The organism is Streptomyces sp. NPDC057950, from assembly GCF_042887295.1.
Taxonomy (GTDB): domain Bacteria; phylum Actinomycetota; class Actinomycetes; order Streptomycetales; family Streptomycetaceae; genus Streptomyces; species Streptomyces kaempferi.
Window position 1 is genome coordinate 148,669 of the sequence record NZ_JBHVPP010000020.1, and the last position, 15,846, is coordinate 164,514.

Annotated in this window: 14 protein-coding genes; 4 read left to right on the forward strand and 10 right to left on the reverse strand. The window is 68.5% G+C overall.

Annotated elements, in window-relative coordinates:
* Positions 1-46: 46 nt before the first annotated feature.
* The 3 genes from ACFVTC_RS30055 to cynR form a co-directional block, all read right to left on the reverse strand.
* The gene (locus tag ACFVTC_RS30055) at positions 47-286 is read right to left on the reverse strand and encodes a hypothetical protein (protein ID WP_390131630.1); all 240 of its coding nucleotides are present in this window, start codon (positions 284-286) and stop codon (positions 47-49) included.
* Positions 287-756: 470 nt separating this feature from the next.
* Positions 757-2,253: a dihydrolipoyl dehydrogenase family protein gene (locus tag ACFVTC_RS30060; protein WP_390131631.1), complete on the reverse strand. Its 1,497-nt coding sequence runs from the start codon at positions 2,251-2,253 to the stop codon at positions 757-759.
* 287 nt (positions 2,254-2,540) lie between these two features.
* Positions 2,541-3,452 carry a transcriptional regulator CynR gene (gene cynR / locus ACFVTC_RS30065; RefSeq protein ID WP_390131632.1) on the reverse strand — a complete coding sequence of 304 codons (912 nt, stop codon included), beginning with the start codon at positions 3,450-3,452 and terminating at the stop codon, positions 2,541-2,543.
* Between the two features lie 130 nt (positions 3,453-3,582).
* On the opposite strand from cynR, the gene ACFVTC_RS30070 reads away from it, so the two are divergent.
* Positions 3,583-4,161: a carbonic anhydrase gene (locus ACFVTC_RS30070; protein WP_390131633.1), complete on the forward strand. Its 579-nt coding sequence runs from the start codon at positions 3,583-3,585 to the stop codon at positions 4,159-4,161.
* 102 nt (positions 4,162-4,263) lie between these two features.
* The gene (cynS, locus tag ACFVTC_RS30075; RefSeq protein WP_390131634.1) at positions 4,264-4,734 is read left to right on the forward strand and encodes a cyanase; all 471 of its coding nucleotides are present in this window, start codon (positions 4,264-4,266) and stop codon (positions 4,732-4,734) included.
* Positions 4,735-5,153: 419 nt separating this feature from the next.
* Here the strand turns inward: cynS and ACFVTC_RS30080 are convergent.
* A protein-coding gene (locus ACFVTC_RS30080) for an IS5 family transposase (RefSeq protein ID WP_390131703.1) occupies positions 5,154-5,953 on the reverse strand; the annotation gives its coding sequence in 2 pieces (ribosomal slippage) (positions 5,154-5,615 and positions 5,618-5,953; 798 coding nt in all).
* A gap of 89 nt (positions 5,954-6,042) precedes the next feature.
* Here ACFVTC_RS30080 and ACFVTC_RS30085 point away from each other — a divergent pair.
* Positions 6,043-6,531 (forward strand): HEAT repeat domain-containing protein, encoded by a 489-nt coding sequence (locus ACFVTC_RS30085; RefSeq protein WP_390131635.1) that lies wholly within the window; start codon positions 6,043-6,045, stop codon positions 6,529-6,531.
* Positions 6,532-6,635: 104 nt separating this feature from the next.
* Here the strand turns inward: ACFVTC_RS30085 and ACFVTC_RS30090 are convergent, their stop codons facing one another.
* Together ACFVTC_RS30090 and ACFVTC_RS30095 are read right to left on the reverse strand one after the other, a co-directional pair.
* Positions 6,636-8,252 carry a hypothetical protein gene (locus ACFVTC_RS30090; protein WP_390131636.1) on the reverse strand — a complete coding sequence of 539 codons (1,617 nt, stop codon included), beginning with the start codon at positions 8,250-8,252 and terminating at the stop codon, positions 6,636-6,638.
* A gap of 192 nt (positions 8,253-8,444) precedes the next feature.
* Positions 8,445-8,813, reverse strand: coding sequence for a hypothetical protein (locus ACFVTC_RS30095; protein ID WP_390131637.1), 369 nt, complete (start codon positions 8,811-8,813; stop codon positions 8,445-8,447).
* Between the two features lie 440 nt (positions 8,814-9,253).
* Here ACFVTC_RS30095 and ACFVTC_RS30100 point away from each other — a divergent pair, with 440 nt between their 5' ends.
* Positions 9,254-9,733, forward strand: coding sequence for a hypothetical protein (locus ACFVTC_RS30100; RefSeq protein WP_390131638.1), 480 nt, complete (start codon positions 9,254-9,256; stop codon positions 9,731-9,733).
* Between the two features lie 445 nt (positions 9,734-10,178).
* On the opposite strand, the gene ACFVTC_RS30105 is transcribed toward ACFVTC_RS30100, so the two are convergent.
* From ACFVTC_RS30105 to ACFVTC_RS30120, 4 genes are all read right to left on the reverse strand, one after another.
* Positions 10,179-11,012, reverse strand: coding sequence for an SAM-dependent methyltransferase (locus tag ACFVTC_RS30105; RefSeq protein ID WP_390131639.1), 834 nt, complete (start codon positions 11,010-11,012; stop codon positions 10,179-10,181).
* An 836-nt stretch (positions 11,013-11,848) separates the two neighbouring features.
* Positions 11,849-12,073, reverse strand: coding sequence for a hypothetical protein (locus ACFVTC_RS30110; protein WP_390131640.1), 225 nt, complete (start codon positions 12,071-12,073; stop codon positions 11,849-11,851).
* A gap of 282 nt (positions 12,074-12,355) precedes the next feature.
* Positions 12,356-15,043, reverse strand: coding sequence for a pyruvate dehydrogenase (acetyl-transferring), homodimeric type (aceE, locus tag ACFVTC_RS30115; protein ID WP_390131641.1), 2,688 nt, complete (start codon positions 15,041-15,043; stop codon positions 12,356-12,358).
* Between the two features lie 108 nt (positions 15,044-15,151).
* Positions 15,152-15,664 (reverse strand): SDR family oxidoreductase, encoded by a 513-nt coding sequence (locus ACFVTC_RS30120; protein WP_390131642.1) that lies wholly within the window; start codon positions 15,662-15,664, stop codon positions 15,152-15,154.
* Positions 15,665-15,846 lie beyond the last annotated feature (182 nt).

The window sequence follows — 15,846 nt, forward strand, 5'->3', positions numbered from 1 at the left end:
CGGCGCGCGGCGACCCGGCCGCGCATGCCGCCGCCGGGTCGCCTGATCACAAATGGATGTCCGTGATCTGCGCGGAGTCCGCGTCGACCCAGCCCTGGGGACCGAGCCAGACGCAGACGGCTCCGGCCAGACCCAGCGGGAAGACCAGGCCGCCGGTCGCACCGCACTCCGCCGCGGTGACCGGGGTTCGGGTGGCAGCCTGGGCCGTTCCCCCGAGCCCGAACGTCAGCACCAGGCCCGCGAGGGTGGCTGCCGTGGCAGCAGATGCCACAAGACGAGATCGCATGTCATTGTCCTCCTCCGCGGCGGTCCGCCCACCGCAAGTGGAGGCTAGCCCGGCCAACTCCAGGAAATTGCCAGAAGTTGTCCGGGTAACGATCTTGAAGCGTGAAGGCCGTCCCCTGGCGATGCGCCGAGAACTCCTCGCTGCGGGCGCGGAGCCGGCGTACGAGGGCTGCCCGGCGCACGTCGTCGGGACGGCGGGCGAATCCGCCACGGCCGCGCGGTCACGGTCCTCGACCGGGAACAGTTCCCGCGCGGAGGGAGGTCCGTGAAGTGGCGCCGGGCGACGTTGCGCTCCGCCTCTGGGCGCGCGCCGGACGCGTGCTGCCATCGGTCCGTGGGATTCGAACCAGCCGTCCGTACTGCCCGGCTCACCGAAACCGCGGTCCGCCCGACTGCACCCCGGTGGTGACTCTGTCGGGCACCATGAGCGAACCACCGGCAAGCCGACGCGGCCCACGCACGACTGGAGCGTCACGCGTAGCTCTGAGCCCGGTACGTCTCCAACAGGCGTAGCCAGACCTCGCTGGCGGTGGGGTAGCTGGGCACCACATGCCACAGCAGGGAAAGCGGGACCCTCGCGACAATGGCCGTCGTGGCGGAGTGGACGAGATCCGCGACGCCCGAACCGACGAACGTCGCGCCCACAACCGTGTCGCTGCCTCGGTCGATGACGAGTTTGGCGCGCCCGAGGTAGTCATCACGCATCACGTACGTGCCGGCGAGGGCGGCCATGTCGTACTCGGCCGTGGCCACGTCGAGTCCCGCTTCGCGGGCCCGCCGCTCGGTCATGCCGGCCGATCCGACCTCCGGATCGGTGAACGTCACCTGCGGGTTGCCGCGATGTCCGTCAGCAGCCCCCCGTACACCGCTCTGCGCACCGGCCACGGAGCGCCCCGTGGCACGAGCAGCGATCACCTCGCCGGCGACCCGCGCCTGGTACTTGCCCATATGGGTCAGCAACGCGCGTCCGCAGACATCACCGACCGCGTACAGCCAATGCCCGCTCACCGCCCGTACGGCTTGCTCGTCGTCCACCTCGAGGAAGCCGCCGTGGGTGCATCCGACCGACGGCAGGCCGATGTCCTGAGTGTTGGGGGTACGGCCGGTGGCAAGCACCAGTTCGTCGCAGACGAGTGTGCTGCCGTCGTCCAGCCAGACGGTCACCTCTCCGCCATGGGGGAGCCCCACTCCCGTCTCGCGCGGGTCGTCGCGTCCCACCTTGGTGATCGATCTCCCGGGAAGCAGCCGTACCCCAGCATCCCTGAGCCGGTCGCCGACCATACGCCCGGCAAACGGTTCCTCTCGTGGCAGCAGTTCGGTGCGCCGGTACACGATGCTCAATTCGGCCACGCCCAGCGCCCGCAGCCAGGTCGCCGCCTCGCACGCGACCACTCCACCGCCCAGGACGACGACCCGGCGCGGTACCTCGTGCAGGTTGGTGACATCGCGGGAGGTCCACGGGCGGGCCTCTGCCATGCCCTCGATCGGCGGCACGGTGGTGCAGGACCCTGTGTCGATCACCACCGCGTGTCTCGCGGTGAGCACACGCGTGCCGCCCGCTGCCATGTCCACCGCCACCGAGCGCTCCCCGTCGAGACGCCCGTACCCGCGGACCACGTCGATTCCGGCACCGAGTGCCCACCCGATCTGCGAGGAGTCGTCGAGGCCGTTCACGACGGCGTCCCGGCGAGCCAGTGCCGCCGGAACGTCCAGCACGTGATCAGTCAACAGCGACGCCACACCGGGCACATGCTGCGCGTTTCCCAGTACGTCAGCGGGGCGCAGCAGGACCTTGCTGGGCATGCAGGCCCAGTACGAGCATTCGCCGCCCAGCAGTTCGGCTTCCACGAGCACCGCGTCCAAACCCGAGAACTGTGTGGCGTATTGAGCCGCGTTCTCGCCCGCCGCGGCGCCACCCAGCACGATGACGTCCCACTCGGAGCGATCAGGATCCACACTCGCAGCCATAATCGCGCCTTCCTGTTTCGATTGCGAAGAAGGGGACGGATAATCTGCTGGAAATCGCCTTCCGCGGGAAAACATTGGTGTACGGCATGCGCAAGCGCTTCGTACTGGGCGTGAATATGGGAAGACGCCGCCAGTGTCACGGAGAAATCCTACGCCTCCGGCCGGGTTCGAGTAACAGCAGCCGGACGAGACCACGGACCGGCGAGGTGCACTCGAGTGGGCCGGGGCCTCTGGAAGTCCGCCACCGTAGGCATCCTTGAAGGGGCACAGGCAAATCGGGAGGGCTCTCAGGCGGAGTCCGGGGGCGGGCCGTAGCCGCGGGTGTCCACGAGGTGGTGAGTGAGTCGCGCGAATGCGCGGGCGGCGGCGTTCTGGTAGCCGCCTTCGCGTCGCAGGAGGCTGGCCGTGCGTTGCGGCAGCGGCGGGATCAAGGGGACCGCGGCCAGGTTGGGATGATCGTCCGCGATGGCATCGGGCAGCACGGTGGCCAACGTTGTGCGCTGGACGATTTCAATGAGGGCCTGGACGGAGTTGGCCTCTATGGCGATGCGCGGGCTGACGTGGTGGCGCCTGAAGTGGGCGTCGATGTGGCTGCGGGTGGCGAAGTCGGTGCTGAGGAGAGCAAGTTGCCGCGTGGCGAGCTCCTGCAGAGGCAGTGGCTGGCTCGCCTGGGGACAGGCGGCGCCTACTACGAGGCTCAGGGTCTCAGCGAAGACGGCCGTGGCGGTGAGCCCGTTCTGACGTGGGGTGCCGAAAGCGATGCCGATGTCGAGATCGTCTGCGAGCAGGGCCGATTCGATGCGATCCTGCGCCGCCTCCTCGATGGAAAGCGTGATACCGGGGTAGAGGGAGTGGAATTCCGCCGTCAGGGGAGCGAGGAAATATCCGATGAATGTGGGGGTCATCGCCAATCGCAGATGACCCCGTGAAAGGTCCTGAACGTCGTGCACGGCGCGCTGCGCGGTCGTCAGTGAGCGCAGGGCCTGCTGGGCATAGTGCTGGAACGCCTCGCCGGCGTCAGTAAGTCGCACCGTGCGCCTCGTGCGGTCCAGCAACTGGACCCCCAGTGTGCGTTCCAACTGTCTGATCTGCTGGGACAGCGTCGGCTGGGAGATATGCAGATCATTAGCGGCGCGGGTGAAATTTCCGTGTTCTGCCACGGCGGCCAGATAGCGCAGATGACGAAGTTCCAGGGTCATGTGAAAACTATAGACCGCATCAATAACTGTCATGGTTAATGAGACTTGGACACTATAGAAGCAGGCAGGGCATGGTGGATCCAGGCGGCCATGAGGCCGACGCTTCGAAGGACCAGTCGAAAGGCCAGGCATGCATCACCTCGCCGACGGCGTCACCCGATTCCAGAAGGACGTCTTCCCCGAAAAGGCGGGCCTGTTCGGCCGCCTGGCAACCGTCCACACGCCGCATACCTTGTTCATCAGCTGCTCGGACGCACGTGTCGTTCCCGAACTGATCACAGGAAGCGAGCCGGGCGAGCTGTTCGTCATCCGCACCGCAGGCAATCTCGTACCCGCTCACGGCCTCGGCCCCGACGGGATCGCGGCGAGCATCGAGTACGCAGTCGCGGTGCTGGGCGTGTCGAACATCGTTGTCTGCGGACACTCGGCGTGCGGGGCGATGACAGCTCTGGCGGAGCGCCAGGATCTGAGCGGTGCGCCGGCTGTCGCCGCCTGGCTCAGGCATGCCGACGCCGCTCCAGCGTGCAGCGCCACTCGCGACGTCGCGACGCTGGTGCGCGGCAATGTGCGTGCACAGCTGGCCAACCTGTCCACCCACCCGTCGGTCGCCCGCGCGCTTGCACGCGGCACGGTGGCGACACAGGGCTGGGTCTTCGACATCACCACTGGACGCATCGACGAAATCGGGGTGACCGCACCCACAGCCTGACTGACTGGCAGCGTCCTCCTGCTCAGGAGGGCGTGAGCAACCCCAGACCAGCCCCCTCCACCCCTCTTGAACTGGGCGGTGGACCCGAAAGGAACTCTCGCCATGACCTATGTTCAGTTCGACGCCGCTGCCCGCCAGGCTCTGGCCAATGCCGCGGTCGAAGCCAAGAACCGCAAGGATGTCACCTGGCAGCAGATCGCCGATGCCGCCGGACTGTCGGTGGCCTATGTCACCGCTGCCGTACTTGGCCAGCACCCTCTGCCCAAGGAGTCCGCCGAAGCGGTCGCGGAGCTCCTCAACCTGGGCCAGGACGCGGCGGCACTGCTCCAGACGATCCCTGTCCGCGGATCCATTCCCGGAGGCATCCCCACCGACCCGACCATCTACCGCTTCTACGAGATGATCCAGGTGTACGGCACCACACTCAAGGCCCTGGTCCACGAGCAGTTCGGCGACGGCATCATCAGCGCCATCAACTTCAAGCTGGACGTCAAGAAGGTCCCCGACCCCGAAGGCGGCGAGCGCGCGGTCATCACACTCGACGGCAAGTACCTCCCGACCAGGCCCTTCTGACCCCGGCCGCCCGATCACCTGGGGGCAGACGCCGGTATCGCAGCATGAGTTGACCGACCGGCTCGTGGCAGCCGTAACCGCCAAGGACTCCGACGCGATCGGCACTCTTCTTCGAGCGGGCGCCGATCCGCGGACGCCGGGCCCGGACGGCCTCCCGTTGCTCTGCATCGCCGTGGCCGGGTTCGACTACGAGACCGCCGGGGCACCGACCGACGGCGGCGCCGATCCCGACCACGAGCTGCCGGACGGCACCACTCCACTCCTGCGGGCCGTCGACCTGGGGTTCCCCCGCACTGGTAGGGGCCGCGCTCGGCGACGCCCCACGGCTGCGGCTGACCGAGGGCGCCCGCAAGCGGCTGCTCGACCTCGCCCGGTACTGGATCGAGACGGGCGAGGAGCACCCCGACTTAGAAGTCATCTCATTTGGTGAGTCTGCGGTAGCAGATGAGGGTGCAGGCGATGCTGGTGAAGGCGAGAAAGTGCTCGGCTTTGCGCTCGTAGCGGCGGTGCAGTCGCCGGCATCCGGCAAGCCAGGACATCGTGCGTTCCACAGTCCACCGGTGACGACCCAGACGCGTCGAGGACTCGATACCCCTGCGGGCGATGCGGTGGCCGATGCCGCGTTCACGTAACCATCGCCGCAGGTGGTCGTAGTCGTAACCCTTGTCGGCGTGGAGCTTTGCCGGTCTGCGTCGTCGGGGTCCGCGCCGTGAGCGGATCGGCGGTATTCCCTTCACCAGCGGAATCAGCGCCTGACTGTCGTGGAGGTTTGCTCCGGAGACTGCGACGGACAGGGGCAGACCGGTCCGCTCGGTGATCAGATGGATCTTCGAGCCGTACTTGCCTCTATCGACAGGATTCGGACCCGTCAGGTCCCCCTTTTCAGGGCTCGCATGTTCACCGAGTCGATCGCGCAACGGGACCAGTCCAGCTCCCCACGAGAGCCGAGTTCGTCGAGGACCAGGCGGTGGAGTTTGGCCCATACCCGGGCCTTCGTCCACTCGGTGAAGCGGCGGTGGGCCGTCGCGCCTGACGGTCCGAACGACGCCGTCGGCAACTGCTGCCACGTGCAGCCCGAGCTCGACACGAAGATGATCGCGGCGAGAACTTCGCGGTCACCGTGTCGACGCCGACCACCGCCCTGAGGCCGCGATGGAGCCTCCGGCACCACACGCTGGAACAACTCCCACAACTCATCCGGCACCAGCCGCTCAACAATCCCCACCACGACCGGAAGCCTACCCAACCAAATGAGATGGCTTCTTAGAGGCCATCGGTCTCCGACACGTCGGCCACCCCGACCCGCACGTGCGCAGCCAGGTGCCCGACCTGATCCGGCAAGGTCCCACGCCCACCGAAGTCGCCACCCAGACACTGTTCGCCCTGCCACGGGATCCCGACCCCGAGGTTCGGAATTCCGTCGTCGGCACCATGGGTGGCCGCAGCCTCACCACGGAGTTCCGCGACGCCCTGCTGACCCTCATCCGGAACACCGACTTCCAGGTCGGGGCCCGTGCCGCCATCTCCCTCGGCAACTCGGACGACGGGACGGCCGCCGTCACAGACGCCCTCGTCGTCCTGCTCGACGACCAGGACCAGGACCAGCTCCTGCGCTTGGAGATCATCTACGCGCTCGCGCACCGTGACGATTCCCGCACCGAAGATGCCTGGGAACACGTCGGCGAACTTCCCCCCGACTTCGGCGAGATGCCGCAGCAAGAGGACCACCGCATCCTCGCCTATGGGAAGTACCTATCGCGCAACCGCCCAACCGAACCGCACAGCCCATCCACCTGAGCGGCCCCGCATTTGGGCGACAGAACATCCTGGCCACCAGGGCGAGGACTCGGCAGGACCTCAGGGGGAACTGACGGGATGTCGGACAGAAGGCGACAACGGCCTCAGCCGATCGCGTACGCCCGGTACACGGTCTCCACCGAGCGGCCCCCGGCGGAGTCGGTCACCTCGGAGCGCAGGGCGACGGCGCCGGAGGCCGGGTTGTGGACGGACGCTTGCCAGGTCGAGCCGGAGTGCCTGACGGCCGCCGCCTTCCAGGTCTTGCCGCCGTCGGCGGACGACCAGACCCGGACGGACTTGGCGGACACCGTGGTGAATTTCACGTCGGGGTCCTGGGAGCCGCGCCCGGCACTCACGCCGACCGTCGTGGTGCTGTTCGGTGCGGCCTGGTTGTGGCTGTTCAGCCCGGTGGGCAGGAAGCGGGTCAGGAAGACGGGCGCGACCACCGACTTGGCTGGGTCAGCCTTGAAATACCAGTCGAGGGTGGCACGCGACGACAGCATTCCGGTGGGGAATGTGATGCCGGGATGGTAGCGATGGGCGTCGACGGTCAGGTGGTACCAGCCGACCGAGCGGATGCCGGCGGAGAACTCGGCACCGGAGGAGCCCCAGTTGGTCAGGGTCTGCTTCTTGATGGTGGTGCCGCCCTTGGACAGGACCACCGTCTCCTTCGTCGGGTCGGCCCCGCTGATGCCGACGTCGGGGTCACCGATCAGGGCGTCCGGAAGGAAGGTGACGGACTTGTGCCGGACCATCGGCAGATAGTGCATCGGACTCCAGGCGGCCCGGCCGAAGTACTGGGTGAGACTCTGCCCTGCCTTCAACGTCCTGACCTTCGGAAAACCGCCACCGACGTCGTCGCCGTTGCTCGCGAAGATGTCGTCGCGCGGCTGCCAGGTCCCGGGAGTCACATGGGCGACGGCGCTGTACGGTGCGCTGTCGTCGTGGACCCCGGCCATGAGGTCGGTCGTGCAGTCGTCGACCTTCGGCTGTACCTGGAGCGCTGTGCTGTTCTGACTGCCCATCTGCGTACCGCTGTGCACCGAGAAGCGCATCGTCGCCAGCTTCGACCGCGTGAACGACCCACCGGGCGAGGCCGGGATGCCGGTGGTGTTCTTCACGGTGGCGTAGCTGTCGTTTCCCGACCACTGCGCCATGTATCCGAACTGCAGCAGCTTGGAGGAGTTCGGGATGGCGTAGAGGGCGCCCTCGTTGTTCCAGCCACCCACGCTGAAGGCGGGGGGCATGTTGCTGACGGTCGCGGCGCAGACCTGCGCGCTGATCCGCGGCGGTCCGGTCACGTCGGCGGGCGTGTCGAGCGATACCTTGACGGCTTTGCCCTTGCGCGCGTCGAGCGTCACCGATGTACTGCCGGACACCTGTACGACCTGCGCGCCGATGGTGTCGGTGCCCCAACCGTCCGTGGCGCTCTCGTAGATGTCGGTCATCGCGATGTAGCGTCCCGACGGCAGGCTGATCCGCTTGCCGGACTTGACTGTGTACGTCTGCCCGGACGGCACGGCGACGACGGTGACCGTCGTCGAGACCTTACCCCCGTGCCGCCCCAGCGTGGTGATGGTCAGTGACCCCGACGCCGCCTGCGCGGAAACGGTGGACACCACCAGCGGTGCCAGTATGGCCACGCCTACGAAGGCGACCGCCTTCCGTCGCACCATCATCAACTCCCCCTCCAGTCCCCAAAGTTCACCCATCTTAGTCATGTCACGGACACCGCCGATCAAGGCGAGGACATACAGCTGATCAAGCTGCGGCAAAGAAAGATCGCCAGCATGCGAGTCCCTGCTCGACGGCGCGGGAGTCGCCGCCGTCGGCTCGCGGCCACCCGCGACGAACAACGCGTCAACTTCCGTGACGCGGCTGGACGGTCATGTCCCTTGCGGTGGTGCAACCGATCATTCGACCCCGGTGACAGTCGCCGGCCGACGGGCTGCGATCGCGGTTGAATGCCGCGGAATGCCGTGGTGAGTGCCTACTGGGCACCCGCCCATCACGCGGTCGAGCACGACGATGCGGAGGCCCTGGCTCGGTCGCCGGCCATCGGCGCTGAACCAGACGAGGTCCTCAGCCACATGACGCTGCTGACGCACGCCGTCGATGCCGAGGGCGACGGATCCCTGCAGAGCGGTGAGCCACTCGCCGGTCACATCACTGCTGTACTGCCGGCCTTCGGCGCTGACTCGGAACGTGCGGATCCGTCGCACCCCCTGGGCATGGCCGCCCACTACGGTCACGACCTGGCGGTGAATCTGCTGCGGGCCCACGTCAGCAGGCGAGCCGCCGGCAACAGCCGATCGTCATGTGCTGCGGCAAGGCCGCGACGGCTTCCTCTGGCTCCGCGTGGACGGCACCTGGCCGCGTATGGAAGCGTGAGGCCGATCTGACATTCGAGGGTCCGGCTCCTGTGGGACGCGGGACACCTCGCTCGCGCGGAGCCGAGAGGGGAAGGGATGAGCACGGTTGCCAGGAGCGGGACCAGGTTGGCCTCGTCCGCCCGGGGAGCCACCGCCCTCACTCGGCCTGTCCGGGGCATGAGCCGGCATGATCGCCGGGTGAGGGATGTTCGCTCGCCCGTACATCGGGCATCGGTGCAGCTGTGCCGCCGGGGTGTTTGTTGATGGCTTGGTGGTTCCGTCGGCGGCAGGAGCCGGACGGGGAACTTGCCGAGCTGACGGCTGCGGCGGAGCTGGGTGACGGTGTGGCGATGGGGAACCTGGCGGCGGCCCTGCATATGAAGGGTGACGGGGATGGCGCGCTGCACTGGTGGGGTCGGGCCTGGGCGGCCGGGAACGTCGTTGCGGGCTTCAACGTGGGAATGCTGCACGCGGTTGCCGGTGATGCGAACCGCGCCCAGGTGATGTGGGAGAAGGCGGCGGCGCTCGGCGATCCGGACGCCATGCTCGGCCTGGTCAAGCAGGCGCTCGAGCGCGGCGATACCGCTGGTGCCGAGCGCTGGGCGCCGGTGATCCTCGCACAGGACGAGGCGTTCCCGATCACCGCGCTGGGCGCGGCCTTCCGGGACCGCGGTGACCTTCAGCGGGCCGTGCGGGTCTTCCCGCGCGCGGAGGAGCTGGGTGACGGGTACGCGATGGAATACCGGGCACGGATCCTGGCTGCTTGGGGCCGGCACGAGGAGGCCGACGCGCTGCGAGCACGGGCGGCGACGGCCGAGCGGATGCTGTGAGGTGTTGGAGCGCGGCGAATGGGGTCCGGCATTCATCTGTGCGAACCGTCCAAGAGAAGCCCAACTCGCCAACCAAGGTGCCCAGTTAGATTTTCCTCATTTTGTGGTGGCAGTTGATGAGGTTCGGCTGCCACCGCTCGAACGCGAGCCGGTTTTCCTCCGACGCGACGAGCTCGCCGTCGAGCGCGGTGGCATCCGGCAGCCGCGCCGCGGCGGCCGTCCTCAGTTCTGACCACCGAAGGCATCATTGAGTGCCCGACTCCCCAGCCTCACGTGCGGCTGTCGCGGTCAGTGCCCCGTCGGGCCGGGCAGGAGAGTGACGAAGGCCCCGACGGGTGCCTCGCCGCCGACGTCACCAGCACCCATACCGACGGCCGCGACCACACGTCCTCAGCCTTGAGGCCGGAGGCTCCCCTGTCCGGCGGTCGTCATCCGGGGATCACGTCTAGGCTTTCCGGGCCAGTCCGGCGGCGATGAGGTGTTCCCAGACCGTGAGTTCTCGTTCTTCGCCGCTGCTCCACGGGTTGTCGTTCTCGTTCTCGTCGGGACGCCACAGGGACGCGGGGACGATCCCCGGGTCGAGGATCTCCAGGCCGTCCAGCAGGGCGGCGATCTCGGCGTCGGTGCGCCAACGGCCGCGACCGAACGTCTGCTGGAGGATTTTCTCGGCCTCCGTGGTCTCCGGGTTGTTGCCGGAACGGAAGTGGCTTATGAAGAAGTAGCTTCCGGAGGGGACGTGGTCTCGCCAGTAGCGGACGATGCCGGCCGGGTCCTCGTCGTCGTTGACGTGGTGGAGGATGGCGCTGAGGATGACGGCGACGGGACGGGTGAAATCGATGATTTCCCGGGTGTCGGGGTGCGTGTGGACGCCCTCGGGGTTGCGCACGTCGACCGCGACGACGCGGGTCCGGTCGTTGTTCTCCAACAGCGCGCGGCCGTGGACCAGCACCTGGGGGTCGATATCGACGTAGACGACCCGGGACTCGGGGGCGTGGCGTTGTGCGACCTGGTGGACGTTGTCCGCGGTCGGCAGGCCACTGCCCAGGTCGATGAACTGCCGGATGCCGGTGGTCTTCGCGATCTCCCTGACCGCCCGGGTCAGGGCCGCGCGGTTGGCGAAGGCGATGGCCACCGAACCGGGCAGGTCGCGCTTGAACACGTCGCCGATCTCACGGTCCACGGCGTAGTTGTCCTTGCCGCCGAGCAGGTAGTCGTAGACACGGGCGATGCTGGGCTTGGCCGGGTCGATGGAGGAGCCTTCGGACGTCATGGCGGACATTATTTCGCGCAACGCCACCTGCGGACCATGGTTTTGGGATCTTCCGGAGACCGCATCCTTGGACAGGTCGGATTTTCGGAGCCGGTCGGGCACGGCGAGGGCCGGGCGGCACCGTCGCGCCGGCCCTCGCTCGGATACGCGAAGACTTGCAGACCGCTGCTGTCACGGACGCCGTGCCCCCGGCACAGCCTTGGGGGCACGCGGTCTGCTCCGTTCTCCCGATGTTCCCGAGCTCCACGCATGCGATAGACTAGATCTTGCGTTCGCCGCTCGAACTGTCAGTGGTGAGCCTGGCGTTGGTGGTCCAAGGAAAGACGCCCCGCTTCCTGCGGGGAGATGCAGGTGCAAGGCCTGCCCGGCGCTCCACTGAATCCCGCCTCCGATATTCGGAGGCGGGATTCGTCTTTCTCACCCGCTGCTGCTCCCTACGGGCTCTTCGAGTGCCCCTGCCCGCAGGGCGCGGGTGTCTGAGGCTCGAGGCCGGGCGGCGGCAACGCAGTTGTGCCTGGTCGCTCGGTGGGCTGGGCTTTCGCTTCTTCACACGGTGCGGGCCCGCGTCATGCCTACGGTCGGCGGAGGCACGTGAGCGCGGAACACCGGGTGGGGCATCGGGACGCGGTACTGGGAGAAGGTGCCGCCGGTCCTGGCAGCGCCGTGCGAGCGCGGACAGGCGGCAGGGCGCGGTTGGACACTCGACACGGAGTTTCTCCTGCCGCACCAGCAGCACGCCGGCGCCCTGGCGGGCCAGGGTGCGGCGGAGCCGGCGGGCGGGGGTACCGGGCGGAGCTGTCCGTGCCGGAGGGCCGACCCGTGCGGTGGGCGGCCCGTGTGACCCCCTACGGGTACGACGGCGGGGGCGGCCGTGGGAACGAGCAGGACGGCGTCGTCGACCACTTGGGTGAGGGCCGGGCGGCCTCCTCGCGGCGCAGGCCGGGGACGCGGCGCGGGCGTCCCTCGGCGGGCAGCCCCGCCGATTCGGGGGTGATCCGCGCGCGGCGGGTGCGCAGGAAGTCGACATCCCGCTGCCGCGGTCCGTCCCATCCGGTCTGGCCCGACCGCACCCCGCCGCCTCCTCCTCCCGCGGGGTGGCCCTGCCAGCACCTGTCCGACCAGGGCCGTCTCCGGGCCGCCCGGGGCCCTTCCCGCGGTGGTCAGCTGGAAGCCGAGGGGCCGCCGCGGACATCGCGGTCCCCTTCCGCGGCCCACTGATCCTCCGGAAGGAGTTCCATGACCACCCCGACTTCTGCCACGGCCCCCGCCACACCTCTGCACGGCCGAGTTGGCCGTCGTCACCGGCGCGTCCAGAACGGCGGCCTGTGCGCGGCGGTTTCCGCGGCGCGTCGTCAGGCTTGCCAGGCGTAGCGCGCGCGGGCCTGAGCGACCGTCCCCGGGGCGACCGCGCCTGTGCGCGCCAATCGGTCGAGGGCCGCCACCACGATCGACTCGGCGTCCACCCGGAAATAGCGCCGTGCCGCCTCCCGGGTGTCCGACAGCCCGAAGCCGTCCGTCCCCAGGGAAGAGTAGTCCTGCTCGATCCACTGGCTGATCTGATCGGGCACCTGCCGCATCCAGTCGCTGACCGCCAGGACGGGCCCGGGTGCCCCGGCCAGCGCCGCTGTCACGAACGGAACGCGCTCGTCACCACCCAGCCGCGCCCTGTCGGTCGTCAGGGCGTCGCGGCGCAGTTCCGTCCAGGAGGTCACCGACCATACGTCCGCGTGCACCCCCCACTGGGACGCGAGCAGTTCCTGGGCCCGCAGTGCCCAGTGGATCGCCGTGCCGGAGGCCAGCAGCTGGATCCGCGGCCCCGGGCCGGGGGAGTCCGCCTGCCGGAAGCGGTACAGGCCGCGCAGGATCCCCTCCTCGACCGACGCACCGGGCGGCATGGGCGGCTGGCGCTTCGACTCGTTGTAGACCGTCAAGTAGTAGAAGATGTCCTCGGGCTGGTCGCCGTACATCCGCCGCAGTCCCTCCCTGACGATCACCGCGATCTCGAACGCGAAGGCGGGGTCGTAGCTGACGACGGCCGGATTCGTCGATGCCAGCAACTGCGAGTGCCCGTCCCCGTGCTGCAGGCCTTCGCCCGTCATGGTGGTGCGGCCGGCCGTCGCGCCGATCGCGAAGCCGCGTCCCAGCTGATCGGCCAGGGCCCAGAACTGGTCACCCGTCCGCTGGAATCCGAACATGGCGTAGAAGATGTAGAAGGGGATCATGGGTTCACCATGGGTGGCGTATGAAGTGGCAGCGGCCGTGAACTCGGCAAGTGATCCCGCTTCGGTGATGCCCTCGTCGATGAGCTGTCCGTTCTCAACCTCCCGGTAGTGCAGCAACTGATCGGCGTCGACCGGCTCGTAGGTCTGCCCAGCGGGAGAGTAGATCCCGGCCGACGGGAACAGGGACTCCATGCCGAACGTCCGCGCCTCGTCGGGGACGATCGGCACCCAGCGGCGCCCTGTCTCCTCGTCGCGCATGAGGTCCTTGATCAGCCGGACCAGGGCCATGGTGGTGGCCACCTCCTGCTTGCCGAACCCCTTCTGCAGAGCCTCGAAGGGCCCGGACGGCGGCTGTCGCAGCGGCTTCGCCACGACCCGCCGCACCGGCACGGCGCCGCCCAGGGCAGCACGCCGGTCGCGCAGGTACTGAACCTCTTCCGAGTTCTCACCGGGGTGCCAGTACGGCACCAGGTCCCCGTTCAGCGCGCGGTCCGGGATGGGCAACTCCAGTGCGTCACGCATCCGCCGGAACTGTGCCAGGGTCAGCTTCTTCATCTGATGGTTGGCGTTGCGCGACTCGAAGTCCGACCCGAGTGTGTGTCCCTTCACCGTCTGGGCCAGGACGACGGTCGGCTGCCCCCGGTGTTCGACGGCGGCCCGATAGGCGGCATACACCTTGAGGGGTTCGTGCCCTCCCCGGGAGTCGGTGAAAAGCTTGGTCAGCAGGCTGTCACTCAGCCCGGCAGCGATACGGGACAGCGCCTCACCGGTGAAGAAGTGCTCGCGCACGTACGCGGCGTCCCGCGCGGCGTACGTCTGCATCTGGGCATCGGGCACCTCACCGAGGCGCCGGACCAGCGCCCCGTCGCTGTCCTGCCCCAGCACGGGATCCCATGCCTCGCCCCACAGGGACTTCAGCACTTGCCAGCCCGCACCGCGGAACCGGGCCTCGAGTTCCTGCACGATCCTGGAGTTCGACCGCACCGGTCCGTCGAGGCGCTGGAGGTTGCAGTTCACGACGAAGGTGAGGTTGTCGAGCCCTTCGCGGGCGGCGAGCCCCAGTGCGGCCATCGCCTCCGGTTCGTCCACTTCCCCGTCCCCGAGGAAGGCCCACACGTGCGACCGGGACGTGTCCTTGATGCCCCGGGCGTGGAGGTAGCGGTTGAACCGGGCCTGGTAGACGGCGGCGAGGGGGCCCAGTCCCATGGAGACCGTCGGGAACTCCCACAGCCACGGCAGACGTCTGGGGTGCGGGTAGGACGGCAGACCCTTCCCATCGGCCTCGCGTCGGTAACCGTCCAGCTGCTCCTCACGCAGTCGGCCCTCCAGGAACACTCGGGCGTAGATGCCGGGTGCGGCGTGCCCCTGCAGGTACAACTGGTCACCGGAGCCGTCTCCGTCCTTGCCCCGGAAGAAGTGGTTGAACCCGACTTCGTAGAGCCAGGCTGCCGACGCGTAGGTCGCGATGTGGCCGCCAAGGCCCAGGTGGGAGGCGCGGGTCACCATCGCCGCGGCGTTCCACCTGTTCAGCGCGGTAATCCTGGACTCCATGGCGATGTCGCCGGGGAAGGCCGGCTGGGCCGAGGCGGGGATGGTGTTGACGTAGTCCGTGGAAAGGAGTCCGGGCACGGCTGCTCCGGACGCCGCAGCCTGCTCGTGCACGCGCCGCAGTAGGTACACGGCGCGCTCCGGCCCGGCATGTTTGATGACGGCATCCAGCGATGCCCGCCATTCCGCGGTCTCCTCGGCGTCCTGGTCGGGCAGCTGGTCGAGCTCACTGGCCGAGGATGACGATGCGAACTGTGCCAGATCACTCATGGCAGCCTCCGGTCGGAGTGTGGAGAGGTGATGAAGCGGACCGCGGGAGGTGCACCTGCGGTCGTGGAAAGGGACGGATGCGGTGGATGGGCGATGGTGTCGAGGTCGTCACTGGTGGGTGAGCCAGTCGTCGTCCGCGGATACGGGCCGCATGAAAGCGGGCTCGACGCGTATGCCACCGTTCCTGGGCGTACCGGCGCGAACCACGGACTCGACACGTTCGAGGGACGGCGCGGTACGCACGATCGAGCAGGGGATCGCAGAGCGCCGTACCTGCTCCTCGAGCAGTGGTCTCGCGCGGAACCGGCCGGACGGTAGCCGCTCGGCACCCACGACGGAGAGGACGACGTGGTGTCCGACGCCGGCCTTCCGCGCGGCGGCCAGGGGCCCGGCCGTGGCGGAGCGGAAGGCATGCGGGCCGGCCTGGTCGGCGGCCGAGGACGTATCGGTGCCGCCCACCACGACGTCGGCGCCGCACAGCATGTCCTCGCGGCCGCGGTCCGTGGCGGGGTCGGAGCCGTCCTGCCGGTAGAGCGGGACGACGTCGACTCCGTGGTCGGCCAGCCCGGCGACGAGCCTGGAGCCGACCGGGCCGTTGGTCCCCGCGACGACAACTCTCATTCAGGTCTCTATCTCCTTCCAGGGCTCGACGACCCCACATGTGTCCTCGTGTCGGCCAAGACACCGCTTCACAAGCTGTGACCGCGCCCGAGCCGTCGATGTGACACACCCCTTCGGCGGCACCGTGAGGCGTAGGTGACGACAGTCGGGAGTTCGGTGGCGCGGCCTGAGCCGGTCGGCCT